Annotated in this window: 17 protein-coding genes; 8 read left to right on the top strand and 9 right to left on the bottom strand. The window is 72.3% G+C overall.

The genetic code is table 11. The features are described from left to right. Positions 1 to 496: 496 nt before the first annotated feature. From BC793_RS50605 to BC793_RS16950, 3 genes are all read right to left on the bottom strand, one after another. Entirely contained in the window at positions 497 to 904 is a 408-nt protein-coding gene (locus tag BC793_RS50605) for a hypothetical protein (RefSeq protein WP_158319283.1), read from the bottom strand. Next, entirely contained in the window at positions 901 to 1,071 is a 171-nt protein-coding gene (locus BC793_RS49615; protein ID WP_158319282.1) for a hypothetical protein, read from the bottom strand. The genes BC793_RS50605 and BC793_RS49615 overlap by 4 nt, the downstream gene beginning before the upstream one ends. A 99-nt stretch (positions 1,072 to 1,170) precedes the next feature. Then, positions 1,171 to 1,797 carry a DUF4360 domain-containing protein gene (locus tag BC793_RS16950; protein WP_109593465.1) on the bottom strand — a complete coding sequence of 209 codons (627 nt, stop codon included), beginning with the start codon at positions 1,795 to 1,797 and terminating at the stop codon, positions 1,171 to 1,173. A gap of 329 nt (positions 1,798 to 2,126) precedes the next feature. Between BC793_RS16950 and BC793_RS16945 the strand changes: the two genes are divergently transcribed. Genes BC793_RS16945 through BC793_RS16935 form a run of 3 tightly spaced genes read left to right on the top strand, consistent with a single transcriptional unit; the run spans position 2,127 to position 5,250 of the window. Beyond that, a complete protein-coding gene (locus BC793_RS16945) occupies positions 2,127 to 3,050 on the top strand; it encodes an ABC transporter ATP-binding protein (protein ID WP_109593464.1) in 924 nt (307 codons plus the stop codon). Beyond that, positions 3,047 to 4,531, top strand: a complete 1,485-nt coding sequence (locus BC793_RS16940) for an ABC transporter permease subunit (protein ID WP_109593463.1) — start codon at positions 3,047 to 3,049, stop codon at positions 4,529 to 4,531. Before BC793_RS16945 ends, BC793_RS16940 begins: the two co-directional genes overlap by 4 nt. After that, entirely contained in the window at positions 4,528 to 5,250 is a 723-nt protein-coding gene (locus BC793_RS16935) for an ABC transporter permease (RefSeq protein WP_109593462.1), read from the top strand. The genes BC793_RS16940 and BC793_RS16935 overlap by 4 nt, the downstream gene beginning before the upstream one ends. Positions 5,251 to 5,256: 6 nt before the next feature. Here BC793_RS16935 and BC793_RS16930 read toward each other — a convergent pair whose 3' ends face one another. The 5 genes from BC793_RS16930 to pepN form a co-directional block, all read right to left on the bottom strand. Further along, entirely contained in the window at positions 5,257 to 6,306 is a 1,050-nt protein-coding gene (locus BC793_RS16930) for a sensor histidine kinase (protein WP_109593461.1), read from the bottom strand. Beyond that, entirely contained in the window at positions 6,303 to 6,965 is a 663-nt protein-coding gene (locus tag BC793_RS16925) for a response regulator transcription factor (protein ID WP_109593460.1), read from the bottom strand. Before BC793_RS16925 ends, BC793_RS16930 begins: the two co-directional genes overlap by 4 nt. Positions 6,966 to 7,099: 134 nt before the next feature. Next, on the bottom strand, positions 7,100 to 9,331 hold the full coding sequence (locus tag BC793_RS16920) for a beta-L-arabinofuranosidase domain-containing protein (RefSeq protein ID WP_109593459.1): 2,232 nt from the start codon (positions 9,329 to 9,331) through the stop codon (positions 7,100 to 7,102). A gap of 215 nt (positions 9,332 to 9,546) precedes the next feature. Next, complete coding sequence (locus tag BC793_RS16915) at positions 9,547 to 10,911, bottom strand: BNR repeat-containing protein (protein WP_109593458.1); 1,365 nt, start codon at positions 10,909 to 10,911, stop codon at positions 9,547 to 9,549. Between the two features lie 97 nt (positions 10,912 to 11,008). Beyond that, entirely contained in the window at positions 11,009 to 13,372 is a 2,364-nt protein-coding gene (gene pepN / locus BC793_RS16910) for an aminopeptidase N (protein ID WP_109593457.1), read from the bottom strand. A 32-nt stretch (positions 13,373 to 13,404) separates the two neighbouring features. On the opposite strand from pepN, the gene BC793_RS16905 reads away from it, so the two are divergent. Further along, entirely contained in the window at positions 13,405 to 13,797 is a 393-nt protein-coding gene (locus BC793_RS16905) for a VOC family protein (protein ID WP_109593521.1), read from the top strand. On the opposite strand, the gene BC793_RS16900 is transcribed toward BC793_RS16905, so the two are convergent. Beyond that, complete coding sequence (locus BC793_RS16900; protein WP_109593456.1) at positions 13,748 to 14,590, bottom strand: TolB-like translocation protein; 843 nt, start codon at positions 14,588 to 14,590, stop codon at positions 13,748 to 13,750. The genes BC793_RS16905 and BC793_RS16900 overlap by 50 nt on opposite strands. Positions 14,591 to 14,653: 63 nt before the next feature. Between BC793_RS16900 and BC793_RS16895 the strand changes: the two genes are divergently transcribed. From BC793_RS16895 to BC793_RS16880, 4 genes are all read left to right on the top strand, one after another. Beyond that, positions 14,654 to 15,586, top strand: a complete 933-nt coding sequence (locus BC793_RS16895) for an aminoglycoside phosphotransferase (protein WP_109593455.1) — start codon at positions 14,654 to 14,656, stop codon at positions 15,584 to 15,586. Positions 15,587 to 15,684: 98 nt separating this feature from the next. Beyond that, positions 15,685 to 16,839, top strand: coding sequence for a DegT/DnrJ/EryC1/StrS family aminotransferase (locus tag BC793_RS16890; RefSeq protein ID WP_109593454.1), 1,155 nt, complete (start codon positions 15,685 to 15,687; stop codon positions 16,837 to 16,839). Further along, positions 16,836 to 17,480 carry a sugar transferase gene (locus tag BC793_RS16885; RefSeq protein ID WP_275416179.1) on the top strand — a complete coding sequence of 215 codons (645 nt, stop codon included), beginning with the start codon at positions 16,836 to 16,838 and terminating at the stop codon, positions 17,478 to 17,480. Before BC793_RS16890 ends, BC793_RS16885 begins: the two co-directional genes overlap by 4 nt. Further along, the gene (locus BC793_RS16880; protein WP_109593453.1) at positions 17,473 to 18,108 is read left to right on the top strand and encodes a NeuD/PglB/VioB family sugar acetyltransferase; all 636 of its coding nucleotides are present in this window, start codon (positions 17,473 to 17,475) and stop codon (positions 18,106 to 18,108) included. The genes BC793_RS16885 and BC793_RS16880 overlap by 8 nt, the downstream gene beginning before the upstream one ends.

Genomic DNA, 18,108 nt, shown 5'->3' with positions numbered 1-18,108 from the left:
GCGATCCGGCCGCGTTCCCACTTTCCGTTTTGGTCGTCGACCCAGTCGAATGTCAGCTGCTTCCGGTGGATGTCCAACCCGCCTACGATCGACATTCGGGACCTCCTCAAGCTCCGTGACCATCGATGTCCAGCGCAGGGAAACCTGCGTCTGAGCTGAGGAGGCCTCCGCTTTCCCCGGGCGTCAAGTCCCCTGAAGAGTGAAACCTCGACTCAACTCACCGACCGCGACGGCCGATGCATGTCATCTCTCGTGCCGCAGACAACGCGCGCTCGGCTCTCGGTAGCTCGTCACCACCCGTGAGGAGTCCGCTTGCGCGCAACAGATGACAGGGGCGGCCGGGGTCGCCGCGGCGCCGGGGACGTCGCATTGGTCGCCGCCGACGGCGATGGGCGCCCGCCCAGGCCCCGACGGTCGGCTACTGGTTCGGCCCGGGCGATCCGCGCCCCGGCCGGGCCGGCGTGGAGGGGCCGCGACACCGGCGGCGCGGCCGGCGTCAGTCGTCGAAGGGCAGCGTTATGCCGCCGCCGCCGAGGGCCGCGTACAGGTGCGGGTTGCGGGTCATCACGTCGGCGCCGTACTCCAGGGCCAGCCAGGCGGCCAGCGCGTGCGGGTAGCTGCCGACGACCCGGTGCAGGCCGGCGACCATCCGCCAGTCGGCCGGGTCGTCGACGACCAGCTGGGCGGCGGCGTGGCCGAGCAGGATGTCCAGCCAGCCGAGTTCGTCCTCGGTGATCAGGGCGGCCGCCTCGACCAGGCAGGGCAGCGGGACGAGCACACGGCCGCCCTCGATGTCGATCTCGGCCAGGAGTTCGCCGACGGCGAGGCTGCCGCGGGCGAAGCCGGCGATGGCGCTGGTGTCGAGGATCAGGGCGACGGTGCGGGGGCCGGGCCGATCGGTCACGCGGCGCGGAGGCGCTCGATCAGGGCGGCCCGGGCGTTCGGGTCGCGGCGGGCCCGGGCGTCGGCCAGGGATCGGCGGGCCCGGTCGAGGCCCTCGGTGCTGACGGGCCGGCCGTTCTCGGCGAGCACGTCGACGAACGGCCTGCCGTCGGTGTCGGGGTTGCTCATGCCGTCAGGGTACGACGTCAGCAGCCGGGGCGACCAGCGCGACGACGACGCAGACCGGGTCACCGTCGACGGCCGGGCGGACGTCGCGCACGGATCGGGTCAGCACCTCTTCCAGACGACGTGGAAGTCGGAGCTGCTGGTGGAGTCCATGGCCAGCCAGTTGGTGCCGGTGGAGGAGCCGGCCTGCACTCTCAACTCGAAGTTGACGTTGAGGTGGCGCCGCTCGCCGCACGGCAGGTACTCCAGCCGCTTCTTGGCGATCCTGTTGCTGCGCTGCCAGCCGCCGCTGACCGGGCCGGTGAACCTGTTGACGATCCGGCCGCCGGTGGCGCTGTGGCCGCTCCAGTAGTAGGAGGCGGCCTGCATGCCGGTCGCGCCGTCGCGCAGGTTCGCCGAGCCGGTGCCGACGACCCGGGAGATCGCCCAGGTCCAGCCTTTGGGGAGGGAGACGTCGAGGGCGAGCTGGCAGTTCTTGCGGAAGTCGAGGACCGCCGCGCCGGGGCCGGTCGAGGCGGTGAACTCGTTGTAGGCGATCTTGAAGGACTTGCCGCCGGGCGATGCCGACACGCGGGTGCTGCCGGCGGGGCAGCCGGAGCCGTTGGCGGAGACGATCTCGACGGCGACCCGGCGGGGTGTCGGCGCGGACGCCGAGGACGACGACGGTACGGCCGCGGTGGCGGCCAGGGAGACGAGCAGCGCGGTTCCGGTGGCGACGGTGTGCAGCATGGCGACCCTCAGATTCTTACGGTGGGTGACCGGATAGGCCCATATACGTAACGTACGTTCCGCCGTGCTCGTCCACCGCGGTCATCGCGGCTTTTCGGCCGTGCGGGGGATACCCGGATGGCCGCACGCCCCGGATCGGATCGTCGGCGCGGCGGGGCAGTGACGGGTCCGCACGGACCGGAACAGATCATCGTCGTGACCAGCGGTCACACCGGCGGGGCCCACGGCCGGCGTGCCGGGGCCGCGCGGCTCTGACACCGGGCTGACACCGGTCGCCCTCTACAACGGATTCCGGCACTGAATCCATCGAGAGAGTCGAGGACCGGAACATGAGTGAGACGACGATCGTCGTCGACGGGTTGCGGAAACGCTTCGGGTCGGCGCAGGCGCTGGACGGGATGTCGTTCGGCGTCCGGGCGGGGCAGATCACCGGGTTCATCGGGCCGAACGGGGCCGGCAAGTCCACCACCATGCGGGTGATCCTGGGACTGGACCGGCCGGACGCCGGGACGGCCCTGGTCGGCGGGCGCCCCTATCGGGCCCTGCGGCGGCCGCTGTGCCACCTCGGCCCGCTGCTGGACGCAGCGGCACTGCAACCGAGCCGGTCCGCCCGCAACCACCTGCTGTGGATCGCCCGGTCGCAGGGACTGGGCGCGGCCCGGGTCGACGAGGTCCTCGAACAGGCCGGGTTGCGGCAGGTGGCCCGCCGGGCGGCCGGCGGGTTCTCGCTCGGCATGCGGCAGCGGCTGGGAATCGCCGCGGCCCTGCTCGGCGACCCGCCGACGCTGATGCTGGACGAACCGTTCAACGGCATGGACCCGGAGGGCATCATCTGGATGCGCGGCTTCCTGCGGTCCCTGGCCGGGCAGGGGCGGGCCGTGCTGGTGTCCAGCCATCTGATGAGCGAGCTGCAGGACTGCGCGAACCAGGTGGTGATCGTGGGCCGGGGCCGGGTGATCGCCGACATGGCGGTGGCCGAGCTGCTGCGGTCGGCGTCCGGTGGCCGGGTCACGGTGCGCACCGGCGGGAGCGGGGCGGCCGACGTGCTGCGGGCCGCGGGCGGCACGGTGACCGACGCCGGCCACGACACGGTGACCGTGTCGGGGCTGGCGTCGGACCGGGTGATCGCGGCACTGAGCGCGCGGGCGGTGCCGTTCTCCGAGGTGGCGGTGCACCGGGCGTCGCTGGAGGACGCCTACCTGGAACTGACCCGCGAGGCCGTCGAGTTCCGGGCGTCGGAGACGGCGCGATGAGGACCGAGTGGACGAAGTTCCGTACCGTCCGCGGTTTTGTCATCGCGATGATCGTCGCGGGTGGGGTGATCCTCGGCCTCGGGTTGTCGCCGATGTCCGGGACCTGCACGGAGCAGACCTGCCGGCAGCCGGTCGGACCGGAGGGCGAGGAGGTGCGCGACAGCTTCTACCTGCTGCACCGGCCGCTCACCGGCGACGGCGGCATCACCGCCCGGCTGACGGCGATGACCGGGCGGGTGCCGGACATCCCGGCGGACGAGGGCGACCGCGACGACGGCGGCGGGCGCGCCGCCGGCCCGGCCGCCGGCGAGGACATGCGTGACGGCCTGGCGCCGTGGGCGAAGGCCGGTCTGATCATCAAGGACGGTACGCGCCGCGGGTCGGCGTACGCGGCGGTGATGGTCACCGGCGGCCACGGAGTGCGGATGCAGCACAACTTCGTCCACGACCGGGCCGGGCAGCCGGGTACCGCCGGTGCGCCGGCGCCGCGCTGGCTGCGGCTGACCCGGGCCGGGGACGTGGTCACCGGTGCCGAGTCCGCGGACGGCGTGCACTGGAACACGGTCGCGTCGGTGGAACTGGCCGGACTGCCGGCGACCGTGGAGATCGGCCTGTTCGCCACGTCGCCGCAGTTCGTCGAGGCGACCGGGCTCGCCGGCAGTTCCAGCGGGCCGACGCTCGTGACGGCGACGTTCGACGGCATCAGCGGCGGCGCCGACGGGTGGACCGGTGAGGGCATCGGCGCCGACGGAAGTCATCGGCCCGACGGAACGGGTGTCACGCTGACCGGTTCGGGTGACATCGGGCCGGTCGTAGTGGGGGCGGCCGGGCTCGGGGTGTCGATCACGCAGACGCTGCTCGGCACGTTCGCCGGGCTGGTGCTGGTGGTGGTCGTCGGGGCGGCGTTCATGACCGGTGAGTACCGGCGGGGCCTGATCCGTACGACTCTCACGGCCACCCCGGCCCGGGGCCGGGTGCTGCTGGGCAAGGCCGCGGTGCTCGCCGCGGTGACGTTCGGGGTGGGGCTGGTCAGCGCCGCCGCCGTGGTCGTGGCCGGCCGGCGGCTGCTGGTCGGCAACGGGGTGTACGTGCTGCCGGCCACCCTGCTCACCGAGGTCCGGGTGATCGCCGGGACGGCGGCACTGCTCGCGGTCGCGGCCGTGCTGGCTCTCGGGATCGGCACGATGCTGCGGCGCAGCGCCGTGGCGATCAGCGCGGTGGTCGGGCTGACCGTGCTCCCCTATCTGCTGGCGATGACCGTGCTGCCGGCGGCCGCGGCACAGTGGCTGCTGCGGGTCACGCCGGCGGCGGCGTTCGCGGTGCAGCAGAGCGCGAAGCAGTACCACCAGGTGGAGAACCTGTACACGCCGGCGAACGGGTACTTTCCGCTGCCGTGGTGGGCGGGGTTCGGGGTGCTGTGCCTGTGGGCGGCGGCCGCACTGGCCGGGGCGGCCGTACTGCTGCGCCGGCGGGACGCGTGAACGCCCTGCGTGCGGAGTGGACGAAGTTCCGTACCGCTCCGGGAAATCTCTGGCTGCTGACGGCGGTCGTGGTGGTGACCGTCGCCGGTGGGGCGGCGACGATCGCTTCGGTGCGCACCGGCGACCTGGCCGAGTACAGCCTGACCGGGGTACAGCTCGGCCAGGCGGTCGTGGCGATCATCGCGGCGCTGACGGTGGGCGGTGAGTACCGGACCGACATGATCCACACGACGCTGACGGCGACACCCCGCCGGATCACCGTGCCGGCAGCCAAGGCGGTCGTCGTGGCGGGGGTGGTGGCCGTGTCCGGTGCGGTGTCGGTGGCGGTGAGCCTGCTGGTGGGCCGCGAGATCCGGCCGGGACTGGCGCTGGGTGGGGAGGCGGTGCTGCGGGCGGCGTACGGCTCGGTGCTCTATCTGATCCTGATCGGTCTGCTCACCGTCGGCGTGGCCTTCGCCGTGCGGGACACGGCCGCCGCCATCGGTGTCGTTCTCGGTCTGCTCTACGTGTTCACCGTCGTCGCCCAGATGGTTCCCGACCCGGAGGTCCGCACGGACCTGAAGCGGATCGCGCCGATGAGTGCGGGCCTGGCGATCCAGGCGACCCGGGACGTCGCCGACCAGCCGGTCGCGCCGTGGGACGGGCTCGGGGTGCTGGCCCTCTGGGCGGCCGGGTCGTTGCTGGCCGGCGGGGTGTCGTTCCGGCTGCGGGACGCCTGAGAGCGGTCAGGGGAACGTGACGGTGATGTCGAGGCCCCCGGCCTCCGGGGCGGTCACCACCAGCGCGGCATGGTGCGCGGTGGTGATCGCCCGGACGATCGCGAGGCCCAGCCCGTGGCCGTCGCCGTGCCGGGTCCGCTCCCGGTGCAGCTGCTGGAACGGCTCGAACAGCCGGTCCACCTCGGCCGGTGGGACGACCGGCCCGGAGTTGCGGACCACCAGCCGGGCCGCGCCACCGGCCGCCCCGGTCGCCACCTCGATCCGGCCACCGGGCACGTTATGGCGTACGGCGTTGTCGACCAGGTTCGCGATCAGGCTCCGCACCAGTCGCGGGTCCGCGGCGACCGGCGCCGGATCCAGCCGGGTCTCGACGGTGAGCCCGGTGGACGGCCGGGAGCGCAGCACCGCACGGGTCAGGTCGGCCAGGTCGCACGGCTGCCGGCCCTCGACCCCCTGCTCGCCGCTGGCCAGGGCGAACAGCGCTTCGAGAAGCCGCTCCTGGGCGGCGCCGAGCTGCAGCACCTCGCGGCACGCCTCCTGGAGCGAACCGACGGTGATCCCGGGATCGGCGAGGGCGACCTGGAGCAGCGCACGCTCGGCGGTCAACGGGGTCCGCAGTTCGTGCGACGCGTTCGCGATGAACTGCCGCTGCGCGGCGAACGCCGTCTCCAGGCGCTGGAACAGGTCGTCCAGGGTGGCCGCCAGCTCGGCGAACTCGTCGGAGCCGCCGATGTCGCCGAGCCGCCGGTGCAGGTCGCTGGCCGAGATGTCACGGGCGGTCGCGGTGATGGCGCGCACCGGCCGCAGGAAGCGATCGGCGACCAGTCGGCCGAGGATCAGGGACACCAGCACGAGTACGGCCATCAGCACCGCCCAGGGCCCCACCGGAAACCCGGTGCCCGCCGGGTCGGGTGCCGGTGGCGGGCCGGCCCCGGCGGGCACCGACTCGCGCCCGGCCAGCAGCGACACCGTCACCAGGACGGTGCCGGTGAGGGTGAACGGGACGGCGTAGAGCAGAGTGAGCTGGCTGCGCAGCGTCAGCCGCCGGCGGGTCACGGCTCGCCGATCCGGTAGCCGCCCTCACGCACGGTGTGCACCACCGGTGGATCGCCGAGCTTCGTTCGCAGCCGCCGGATCGTGGTCTTCACCGCCGTGGTGAACGGGTCGGCGGCCTCGTCCCACACCCGTTCCAGCAGTTCCTCGGCGGGCACCGCCCGTCCGCCGGCGGCCAGCAGGCACTCCAGCACGGCCAGTTCCTTGGGGCTGAGGTCGAGACGGCGCCCGGCGCGGACGGCGGTGCGGCGGCCGGTGTCGAGCGTCAGATCGCCGTACTCCAGGATCGGTGGGACCAGGACCGCCGGGCGCCGGCCGAGCGCCCGGACGCGGGCGACCAGCTCGTCGAAGTCGAACGGTTTCGGCAGGTAGTCGTCGGCGCCCAGGCCCAGCCCGTCGACCCGGTCGCGGACCGTGCCGGAGGCGGTGAGCATCAGCACCCGGCACTGCTGATGATCGGCGACGATGCGCCGGCACACGTCGTCACCGTGGGTGCCGGGCAGGTCCCGGTCGAGGACGACCACGTCGTAGCGGTTGACGGCCAGCCGCTCCAGCGCGCCGTCGCCGTCCCCGACGACGTCGGCGGCCATCCCGGCCCGGCGCAGGCCGACACCGATGGTCCGGGCCAGGATCTCGAAGTCCTCCACCACCAGCACGCGCATCCCGACATGGTGACAGCCGCCAGGTGTCGGCGCGGTGTCAGCCGCGGCCGCCGCCCACCGGCCGGCGTGGTGGTGCGCCGGAATGCGGGGGCCGGGCCACGGCCGACGGTCGCGGGCCCGGCCTCCGAGGATTCTCAGACGGCCGTCAGGCGCCAGAGGTTGTCGGCGGAGCCGTTGTCGGACTCCTGGACGACCTGGACGCCCCACGCCGGGCCGCCGTTCAGGACCGCGAGCAGCTTGCCGCTGTTCACGTTGCGGATCTTGTAGACGCCGTTGCCCTGGTCCACGAGGGTCCAGCGGTGGTCGGCCGTCCCGTTGTCGTCCCACTGCATGACCACGGCGTTGTCGGCGGTCGACATGTCCTGCACGCCGAGGACCCGGCCGCTGTTGACGTTGCGGAACCGGACCGCGGTGCCGTCGGTGATGCGCGTCCACCGCTGGTCCAGCGTGCCGGTGTCACCCCACGTCACGGCGAGGCCGCCGTTGGCCACCGACATGTCCTTGACGCCGAGGACCAGGCCGGTGGCATTGTTGACCAGCTTGTACGTGGGCGTGGTCAGCCAGTAGACGTTGTAGTTGACGCCGTGCGCGTCGTAGAACGGGACCAGGTTGACGGCCGCGCCGTTGGCCGTGGCGGTGGTCCGGGTGACCGACGAGACCGTCAGTGACGGCGGCGAGGTGAGCGCCGTGTCGCCGTAGTTGCCGGCCAGCACGGTCGGCCCGTACGTGATGGCCTGCAGTCCGGGGTTGTCGTTGGCCGACCGCAGCACGATCCGCATCGGCAGGCGCACGACGATCGTGTCGCCGGCCGCCCAGGTGCGGGTGATCGTGGTGTAGCTGCCCGGCGCACTGGTGGTGACCGCGGTGCCGTTGACGGTGATGCTCGCGCCGCTGGTCCACGACGGGATCCGGACCCGGATGCTCCACGAGCCGCTCATCGTCCCGGTCAGCCGCAGCGTCGACGTGTCGCCTGCCGGGAACGTGGTGGTCTGGGTGACGGTGATGCCGCGCTGGGTCCAGTTGAGAACCGACGGCGCGAACAGGTTCACGGTCAGGGTGGTTCCGTTGTAGAAGTAGATCGACTCGGCGAGCCGGGTGTTGACCTCGACCCCGGTGCCCTGGCAGCACCAGAAGGTGCCGTAATCGGTGCTCCAGGTGCCACCGCCCCAGGCCGGGCCGACGCCGCGGCGGCCGCCCGGGCGCAGCGGCGTGAAGTAGGTGACGTGACCGTGGTCGTCGTTCCGGTTCTGCGCGCCGAGCACGTGGTTGAGCAGGGCCTGCTCGTAGTAGTCGAAGTAGGCGGCCCGGTCCGGTTCGGTCACCCACAGCTCGTTGGTCAGGCGCAGCATGTTGACGGTGTTGCAGTGCTCGCAGGTGTCGTTGGTCAGGTACCCGGCGATGGCGTTGGGCGGCCGGAAGTGCTCGGCCTGGCTGTTGCCGCCGATCGCGTACGTGTGCGCGCCGACCGTGAGGTTCCAGGCGTTGCGGGCGATGTCGCGGTAGCGGGTGGTGCCGGTGGCCTTGTACTCGCGGGCCGCGCCGATCCACTTCGGTACCTGCGTGTTGGCGTGCAGGCCGTTGAGGCTGTCGGTGCCGGCCGCGAGCGGGTCGAAGACGGCCGCGTGGTCGAAACGGCGGGCGACGGTCAGCCAACGTGCGTCGCCGGTCTGCTGGTACAGGTCGGTGAGGACGGCGTTCATGCCACCGAACTCGGTCTGCAGCATGGCCTGCATCTGCGAGGCCGACAACGCGGCGGTACGGGTGTCGACCCACGCCGCCAGCCTGAGCACCACGTCGCGGGCCTGGGTGCTGCCGATCAGGCGCCACACGTCCAGCAGGCCGGCCAGCGTCTTGTGGATGCAGTAGTACGGCACGTTGCCGTTGCTGAGCGTGCGGTTGTGGACCGCGGTGATGTCGGACTCCGGGAACCCGGACAGGTACCCGTTCGACGCCTGGCACTTCGCCAGTTCGGCGACCATGTAGGTGGCCTTGTCCCGGCAGACGGTGTCCCCGAGGACGGCCCACGCCTGCGCCCACGCGGTCAGGAAGTGGCCCTGCACGTGGCTGCGGAACGGGAAGCTCGGCGCGTCCCAGCCACCGTTGGCCGCGGCGCCGCCGGTGGACTGGCCGTGGTTGGCGCGGAAGACGTACAGCAGCCGGTTGACGTCGACGAACCGCAGGTAGTTGAGCGTGCGGGTCTGGTTGTCCATGAGCCGGCCGGCGGTCAGGCGCACCTGGCCGAGCGGGAACGCGTAGGCCGAGACGCCGGTCTCGGCGGCGGCGGCGGGGCCGGCGGTGGGCACCATCGAGAGGACGGCTCCGCCGGCTGCGGCGCCGAGGATGCTGCGACGGGTGACAGGGAGCATGGGGGTGTCTCCTGTGGGTCAGGCGGGAGGGAACGGGGAGTTACGCCTGTGTTACGCGCAAAATGTTATCGATAACAAAGCATGTGTCAAGCCTTCACCGCCCGACCTTCCGCAGTCATGAGGGATAACGATTTCCCGCAGGTGAAACGAAGGAGCGGCAACCCGTTTCCGGTTGCCGCTCCTTCGGCTCATCGTCAGCATTGGATGTGATCGCTCTAGCCGCCGGTCACCGTCCAGTCCTGCACGTCGATCTGACTCCCGCCGTAGCGGGGCGCGAAGAAGCTCAGGACGTTCTGCCCCTTGAGCCGCTGGTGGTCGATCAGCGGGTCGCTGTAGTAGATCGCCGGAGACGTGTAGCGGATCACCCAGTCGGTCCAGCCGGAGGCCTTCGAGGCCGTCTGGATGTGCAGCTTGCGGGTGCTGGAGTCACCGCTCACCACGTACAGGTTGTCGCGGGAGTCGACGGCGATGTCACCGCGGGCCGACCGCTCCAGGAACGGCGTGTACGTCTGCCGCCACACCTTGCTCGCCTTGTCCCGCCGGTAGTGCACCAGCACGGCCTTCTCCCGGGCCGCCGTGAAATCGCCGTTGTCGGCGGCCGACGCGGGCAGGTGCGAGGCGAGCACGTGCACGACCCCGGCCGCGTCGACGACCTGCGACTCCTGATTGATCAGTCCACGGTTCTGGCCGATGCCCCACACCCTGAGGCCCGCGGCGTCCGACCGCAACGGGCTGGAGCCGGTGGTCGCGACCACCGAGCCGGCGTTGTTGCGCCAGGTACGCCCCTTGTCCCGGCTGTAGGCGTAGAACAGGTCGTGGTTGGTACTGGCGTTGGAGGTCTCCCGGACCGTCCACGTGACATGCAGCAGCGGGGTGGCGGGGTCGGCGTTGTCGTACTCGATGCCGAACAGGTAGGCGTTGTTGCCGGCGGTGGTGCCGTCGATGAACTCCCCGACGTACGTCCAGACGCCCGGCCGGTACTCGTAGAGCACCTCGTCTCCTGTGCCGCTGTAGCCGGTGCGGATCGCCAGCTGCAGCGTGCCGTCCGGGTGGGCGAAGAACTGCGGATAGGTGACGACGTCCATGCCCGTGCCGGTCAGCCGGGTCTGCACGGTCCCGAAACTGCCGGTGGACCAGGCGGCGCCGGCCGGCGAGGTGGCCAGTCCGGCGACCGACCTGCGGTAGCGCAACTGCGAGGAATGCGTGTCGAAGGCCAGGTGGATGGTGCCGTCCGACGGGGCGATCCCGATGCTGATGGTGTTGTGCGAGTCGGTCGAGGTGGTGACGTAGTCGGTGAGCCGCAGGTTCGACCACGGCCCGGACGGCACCTGGCGGCGGGACAGATTGACGTATCCGCTCTGGTCCCAGAAGGCGGCGTACTGCCAGCCGTTGAAGGTGACGATGCCGTCCTGCTGGAAGGACTCGCCGTTCATGTAGCCGGTGTAGGTCAGGGCGGTCCGGCCGCTGGTGGTCAGGACGGTGGTCGAGCCGTGCACGACGGCCGGCGCGGCGGCGTGGGCCGGCACCGCGACGAGCACGACCGCCAGGACGGCGACGATCCGGGGGATGAATCGTTTCATGGATCCTCACAGGGGGATGTGGAGGAGGAGGAACGGTGCCGGTGACGTTAGGACGCGGCTGCACGCCCGTCAATGCGCGCCGTGCGGTGGTCCGCGGTCAGTGGCCGGTGCGGTCGTCGAGTTCGTCGTTCCAGTGGCGCTTCAGGACGGTCGGGACGTCGGAGCGCAGCGCGTCGCGTACCCGATCGTGTTCGTCGTCTGTCAGAGCCAGGGCCGGGAAGGCGCGGCCGACCTCGGCGGCGAACGCCGACCCCCGCCCGGCCAGGGTGGGTGCGGCGGCGACGTAGGCCGGGATGTACGGGGCGACCAGCTCCCGCTGCGACGGCGACCAGAACCCGGCGGCCAGCGCCCGGAAGCGGCGCCCCGAGATGCCGGGATCCTCGGTCATCGCCGCCCACGCCTGTGCCTTCGCCGACGCGGTCGGACGGGCGGCCAGGACGGTCAGGGCGCCGAGCACACCGTCGGCGGTGCCGTCGCGCTGTTGTTCGGCCTCGATCTGCGGGGCCTCGATGCCGCCCAGTTCGGCGAGGCGGTGCAGCAGCGCCCAGCGGACGTGCGGGTCCAGGGTGAGGCCGTGGTCGGTGGCGTCGGCGGCCAGCCAGCGCCGCAGCAGATCGGTGTCGGTGGTCGACCAGGCCAGGCCGCCGGTGAGGGCGACCGCCCGTTGTTCGTCCTGGCCGGCGGCGGGAGCGCAGGCCGCGGCGATCACCGCGAGGGCACCCGGCACGTCGGCGGCCGGCAGCCGGCGGCGGATCAGATGGTCACGGGTGCGGGCGAGGGCGGCGGTGATCAGCGTCGGCGACGGCTCGTGCGGAAGCTGTCCGGCGAGCAGCCGCAGCGGATCACGATCGAGCAGCGCCGGCCACAGCACGGCCCGCACCAGCGGGTCCGGTACGCCGGTCAGGCCGCCGGTCAGGGCGTCGAGCGACCGCGGGTCCAGGTCGAGGCGGGCGAAGGTCTCGCCGTGGGCGTTGGGTACCACGATCAGGCCGGACCAGTCCGGCAGGGCCAGCGGTTCGTCGCCGAGGTCGATCAGGCGCGAGCCGGCCGGTTCCAGGTCCGGGGTGTACGCCGTGACGGTGAACCGGTGCGGCCGGACACCGTCCCGGGTCAGCACGGGGACACCGTCACGGCGGGTGACCCGGATCGTGTCGTGACCGGGCCGGCGCAGCCACACCTCCGCCCAGCCGCGGACGTCGCGCGGGGAGGCGGCGTCGAGGGCGGACAGCAGGTCCTCGAGGGTGGCGTTGCCGAACCGGTGCGCGGTCAGGTACGCGTTGACGCCGGCCAGGAAGTCCTCCTCCCCCAGCCACGTCACCAGCTGGCGGAGGGCGGCGTTGCCCTTGCCGTACGAGATCTGGTCGAAGATGGTCGTGGCGGTCGCGACGTCCGGCACCTGCTCACTCGCCGGGGCCACCGCATGGGTGGACCGGCGCCGGTCGGCGTCGTAGGCACCGGGTTTGTGGACCGCCTCGAAGGACACCCTGGTCCCGGTGTATCCGGCGGCGGTCTCGGCGACCTCGAAGCCCATGTAGTCGGCGAACGACTCGTTGAGCCAGGCGTCCTCCCACCACACCGGGGACACCAGGTCGCCGAACCACATGTGCGACATCTCGTGGGCGATCACCATCGCGCGGCGCCGGCGGTCGTCGTCGGTGACCCGCCCGCGGGGCAGCAGGAACTCGTTGAAGGTGACACACCCCGGGTTCTCCTGGGCGCCCCAGTTGAGTTCGGGGACGAAGACCTGGTCGTAGGAGCCGAACGGGAACGGCTCGGTGAAGATCCGGCCGAAGTGGTCGTAGCAGATCTCGGTGACGCGGCGCAGTTCGGCGGCGTCGCGGTCGAGTTCGGCGGCCAGCGAGCGGCGCGCGTGCCAGCCCATCGGCAGGCCGGCGTGCTCCCAGCGCACCGAGTGGAACGGGCCCGCCGCGACGACGAACAGGTCGCAGGCGATCGGCGGCGTCGGCGCGAACGTGCCCGGCCCGGTCGCCAGGCCGTTGGACAGCACCGTCCACGCCGGGTCGGCCTCGACGGTCAGGGTGATCGGGGCCTTCAGGTCGAGCTGGTCGAAGCAGGCGAACAGGCGCTGGGTGATGTCGAGGCCGAGGTAACCGCCGACATAACGCTCGCCGTCGGCCGGGTCGGTGAAGGTGTGCAGGCCCTCGCCGTCGGTCACGTAGCGCAGCCGGGCGTCGACGACGACCTCGTGCCTTCCGGGGGCGAGGTCGTCGAGCGGGATGCGGCTACCGTCGTACACCGGGGTGATGGTCGATCCGTCGAGGGTGACGTCGAGCTTCCCGGCCCGGTGCAGCTCGAGGAAGGTGCCGCCGCCGGTGGTGGTGAACCGGATGACGGTGCGACTGCGGAAATCCTCCGGCGAGGTGACGTCGAGGGCGAGATCGTAGGAGATCCCGGACAACACGGCGGCACGGGCCCGAGCCTCGTCAAGGGTTAGCGACACCCGGACATTATCGCGTGGCGAAGGAGAAGACGATGTTCGACGAGATGTTCCCGATCCTGACGACACCGGACCTGGAACGGTCGCTGCGTTTCTGGCGTGACCTGATGGGCGGTGCGGTGACCTACCGGTTCCCGCCCGAGGGCGAGCCGGTCTACGTGGCCCTGGACCTGGGCCGCTCCTCTCTCGGGATCGGCCGGCAGCAGGAGCCCGGACCGCTGGCCAACGACCGGATCACCCTGTGGGTCTACACCGGGGACTGCGATGCCGGCGTCGAGCGGCTGCGCGCCGGCGGGGCCGAGGTGATCGAGGAGCCGGTGGACCAGCCGTGGGGTGAGCGGATGGCGACGGTCGCCGACCCGGACGGCAACCGGGTGATCATCGCGTCGCGGGATAGTCCACGTACGCGAACCGGCGGGAGTCGGTAGACCAGCTGTTGACGTTGATCGTGCCCTGGCCGCCGTGCAGGGCCACGACCGTCCGCGGTGACCGCCAGTCGTCGCCCTCGACCAGGCGCAGCTCGACCGGCAGGTCACCGGGGTGGCCGCGGGTACCGGGCGGGTAACTCAGGTGGACCGCGTGCCGCCCGTCCGGGGCGAAGTGCGGGAACCAGTTGACCCGTTCGTCGTCGGTAAGCTGCTGGAGGTCGCTGCCGTCGGGCCGGATCCGGGCGATCTGGGCATGGCCCGGGGAGAACCGCTCGGTGTTGAAGTGGAGCCACGCGCCGTCCGGGGTGTACTCCGGGCCGTCGTCCACACCGCCCACCGGCGTGACCCGGGTGGTGCCGGTGCCGTCGACGCCCACGGTCAGCAGGCTCGCCGTCGACCAGTCCGGCCGGTCGACCCCGACGTACGCCAGTCGCGTGCCGTCGGGGCTGACACCGTGCAGGAAGTGCCGCCGGGTGTCGTCGAAGGTGATCCGCCGGGCGGTACCGCCGGCCAGCGGGGCCCGGTAGAGGTGCCCGTCGTTCGCCGACAGGTAGATCGTCTCGTGGCCGGGGGCCAGGACGTGGTCGTTGTTGATCTCGGGGATCCCGTGCAGTGGGATCCGCCGCGGCTCGCCGGTGCCGTCGGCCGGCAGGGCCCACAGCAGACCGTCGCCGTTGACGATCAGCATGTCCGCGGCGGTCCAGTTGGGCGCCTCGAAGTGCACCGACGTGCTGGTGTGCACCAGTGACCGCTCGCCGGTGACGATGTCGTAGGTGAAGATGCGGCACGGCATCAGCGGGTCCCCTCCCACGCGCGGCACCGCCTCACGTGGTGCCCGGTTGATAGCTTCCCGCACATGTCACCACGGCCCCGGCTCGCGGATGCTCCGGAGGGCATCATCGCCGCTCTCGGCGACGCCCTGGGATCCGGGGTGGCCCGCGAGACGCCGGCTCCCGCCGGGTGGACGCCGACGGTCGCCTCCATCATCGCACTCGTCGACGGACGCGACGTGTTCGTGAAGGCGAGCGGCGACCCGGAGCTGCACGAAGGGCTGCGCAACGCCGTCGACTGTGACGCCGCCCTGACCGACCGGTCACTGGCACCGCCCGTGCTGGCGGCGCTGACCGTCGGCGGGTGGCGGATCGTCGTGTGGGAGTGCCTGCCGGGCGGGCACGTCGGGCGGTGGTCGCGGCGGGACGTGCCGGGCGTACTCGATCTGGTGTCTCGTCTCGCCGCCGGCACGCATCCGTGTCGCCTCCCGGAGACCGAGCCGTTCGCCCACGCCTTCCGCGACCGGATCGGCACCCTCACCGCCCTGGCCGGGCGGACCGGGAACCCGACGATCGAGGTCGGCCACCTCGACGCGACGCCACTGTGGTCCGGGCTCGACCCGCTGCGGCTCGCCGGACTGGAGGCCGACTGGCCCGTGCTGGCCGGCGGCGGCCACCTGCACCACGGGGACGTACGCCGGGACAACCTGGCGTACGGCCGGGACGGGCGGCTGCGGCTGCTCGACTGGACGCACCGCTGGACCGCGCCGGGTTGGGCCGACCTGGTCCTGCTGATGCCGGACCTGGTCCGTGACGGGCTCGACCCCGAGCAGATCCTCACCGCCTCGGTATGGGCCGGTGCGCCCACCCACGAGGTGAACGTGCTGCTCGCTGGGCTGACCGGCTACTGGTTCAACGCCGGTCACCGCCCCGAGCCGCCGCACGCTGCCGGCCTGCGCGCGTTGCAGCGGGCACAGGGCCGGGCCTGCGCCTCCTGGCTGGCGCGCCGGTTGGGCTGACACCCCGCCGGTACGGCGTTCCCCTCCCGACCCGGTCCGGCTCAGGGCGAGCGCGCGTCTGCCGAACAGAGACGGCAGGCGTACGAAGGAGTACGAGGATGGCGCTGGTCGGTACGGAGCAGCCTCGGGCCGTTCTGCTGTCCGGTCCCGACGTCGGTGAGCTGGAGCAGGAGTACGTCCTGGCGGCGCTCCGCTCGGGCTGGGTGGCTCCGGCCGGGCCGGATCTCGACCGGTTCGAGGAGGAGATCGCGCAGCGGGCCGGGGTGCCGCACGCGGTCGCGGTGAACTCCGGGACCGCCGCGCTGCATCTGGCTCTGGAGGGTGTCGGCGCCGGCCCCGGTGACGTGGTCGTCGTACCGACGCTGACGTTCGCGGCCACCGCGAACGCCGTGCTGTACACCGGCGCGGTACCGGTGTTCGCCGACTGCGACCCGGCCACCGGCAACCTCGACGCGGAGCTGCTGTCCGGCCTGCTCGCCACCCTGGACGCCGAGGGTGCACGGGTACGGGCGGTGGTCACCGTCGACCTCTACGGATCCTGCGCCGACTACCGCCGGATCCTGCCGGTGTGCGAGCGGTACGGCGTGCCGGTGGTCGAGGACGCCGCGGAATCACTCGGGGCCGCGCGGGACGGCCGGCCCGCCGGATCGTTCGGGCGGGCGGCGGCGTTCTCGTTCAACGGCAACAAGATCATGACGACGTCCGGTGGTGGCATGCTGGTCACCGCCGACACCGGGCTGGCCGACCGGGCACGGTATCTGGCCGGGCAGGCGCGGCTGCCCGCGGAGCACTACGAGCACGCCGAGGTCGGCTACAACTACCGACTGAGCAACGTGCTGGCCGCGCTGGGCCGGGCCCAGTTGTGCCGCCTGGACGCGATGATCGAACGCCGCCGGGCCGTGCGCGCCGCGTACCGGGAGATCTTCGCCCCGGTCGACGGTGTGCGCCTGCTGGCCGGCGACGACCCGGCCGGCAACTGCTGGCTGACCGGCATCGTCGCCGACCCGGAGCGGACCGGCTGGCGGGCCCGCGAGCTGGCGGTCCATCTGCGGGCGCGACAGGTGGAGACCCGGCCCCTCTTCAAGCCGATGCACCTGCAACCGCTGTTCGCGGGGGCCCGGTCGGCGCTGACCGGCGCCGCCGAGCGGCTGTTCGCGAACGGTCTCGTCCTGCCGGGTGGTTCGGCCCTCGACGACGACCAGGTCGGCCGGGTCGTCGACGGCCTCACCGGGTTCCTGGACGGCCGGCGGTGAGGGAGCCGGCCCGCGTCACCGACGTGGTGCAGCGGGCGATCGACGTCGTCGTCGCCGGTGGCGTGCTGGTGGCCACCGCGCCGGTGATGGCCGGGGTCGCCGTGCTGGTCGCCGCCCGGCTCGGCCGGCCGGTGCTGTTCCGCCAGCAGCGGCCGGGCCGGCACGGGCGCCCGTTCACCCTGGTCAAGTTCCGCACCATGCGCGACGTCGACGAGGAACGCGGGCTGATCAGCGACGCCGACCGGATGACCGGCCTGGGCCGGGCGCTGCGGGCGACCAGCCTGGACGAGCTCCCGACGTTCTGGAACGTGCTGCGCGGCGAGATGAGCCTGGTCGGGCCGCGGCCGCTGCTCATGCACTACCTCGACCTCTACACCCCGGAACAGGCCCGCCGGCATCTGGTCCGGCCGGGGGTCACCGGCCTCGCCCAGGTGAGTGGGCGCAACCTGCTGAGCTGGGAGGACCGGCTGGCCCTGGACACCTGGTACGTCGATCACCGCTCGCTGGGCCTGAACGCGCGGATCTGCGCCCGGACCGTACTGGTGCTGTTGCGGCGGGTCGGTGTCGCGGCGCCGGGCTCGGTGACGATGCCGCAGTTCACCGGTTCACCGCGACCCGGTACGGAGGTGGGCGGTGCCTGAACCGGTGGTCATCGTGGGATGTGGGGGTCACGGGCGGGAGGTCTTCGGGATCTTCGCGGCGGTCAACGGCGGCGGCGGCGATCCGTGGAAGGTGCTGGGCTTTCTCGACGACACCCCGTCGGAGCCGAACCTGCGCGCCCTCGACCGGCTGGGCGCGGCCTGGCTGGGGCCGAACGACCTGCTGGCGGACCTGGACGCGCACTTCGTCATCGGGATCGGCGATCCGCGGGTGCGCGCCGCGGTCGCCGCCCGGCTGGACCCGCTCGGCCGGCCGGCGGCCACCGTCGTGCATCCGGCGGCGACGGTGGGACTGGACAACCACGTGGCCGGCGGTGTGGTGGTGTTCGCCGGGGCGCGGGTCACCACGAACGTCACCCTGGGCCGGCACGTGCATCTCAATCAGAACGCGACCGTCGGCCACGACTCGGTGCTGGCGGACTTCGTCCAGGTCAATCCGCTCGCGGCGGTCTCCGGTGACTGCGCGCTGGGCCGGGCGGTGCTGATCGGCACCACCGCGTCGGTGCTGCAGGGCCGGTCGGTGGGTGCCGGCGCGACGGTCGGGGCGGGCGCCTGCGTGGTCCGCGACGTCGAGGCCGGGCGGATCGTCAAGGGCGTACCGGCCAGGTAG

This window comes from Actinoplanes xinjiangensis (genome assembly GCF_003148685.1).
Lineage (GTDB): Bacteria > Actinomycetota > Actinomycetes > Mycobacteriales > Micromonosporaceae > Actinoplanes > Actinoplanes xinjiangensis.
Note: the sequence above shows the minus strand (reverse complement) of the source record. Positions and strands in the feature narration are given on the sequence as shown.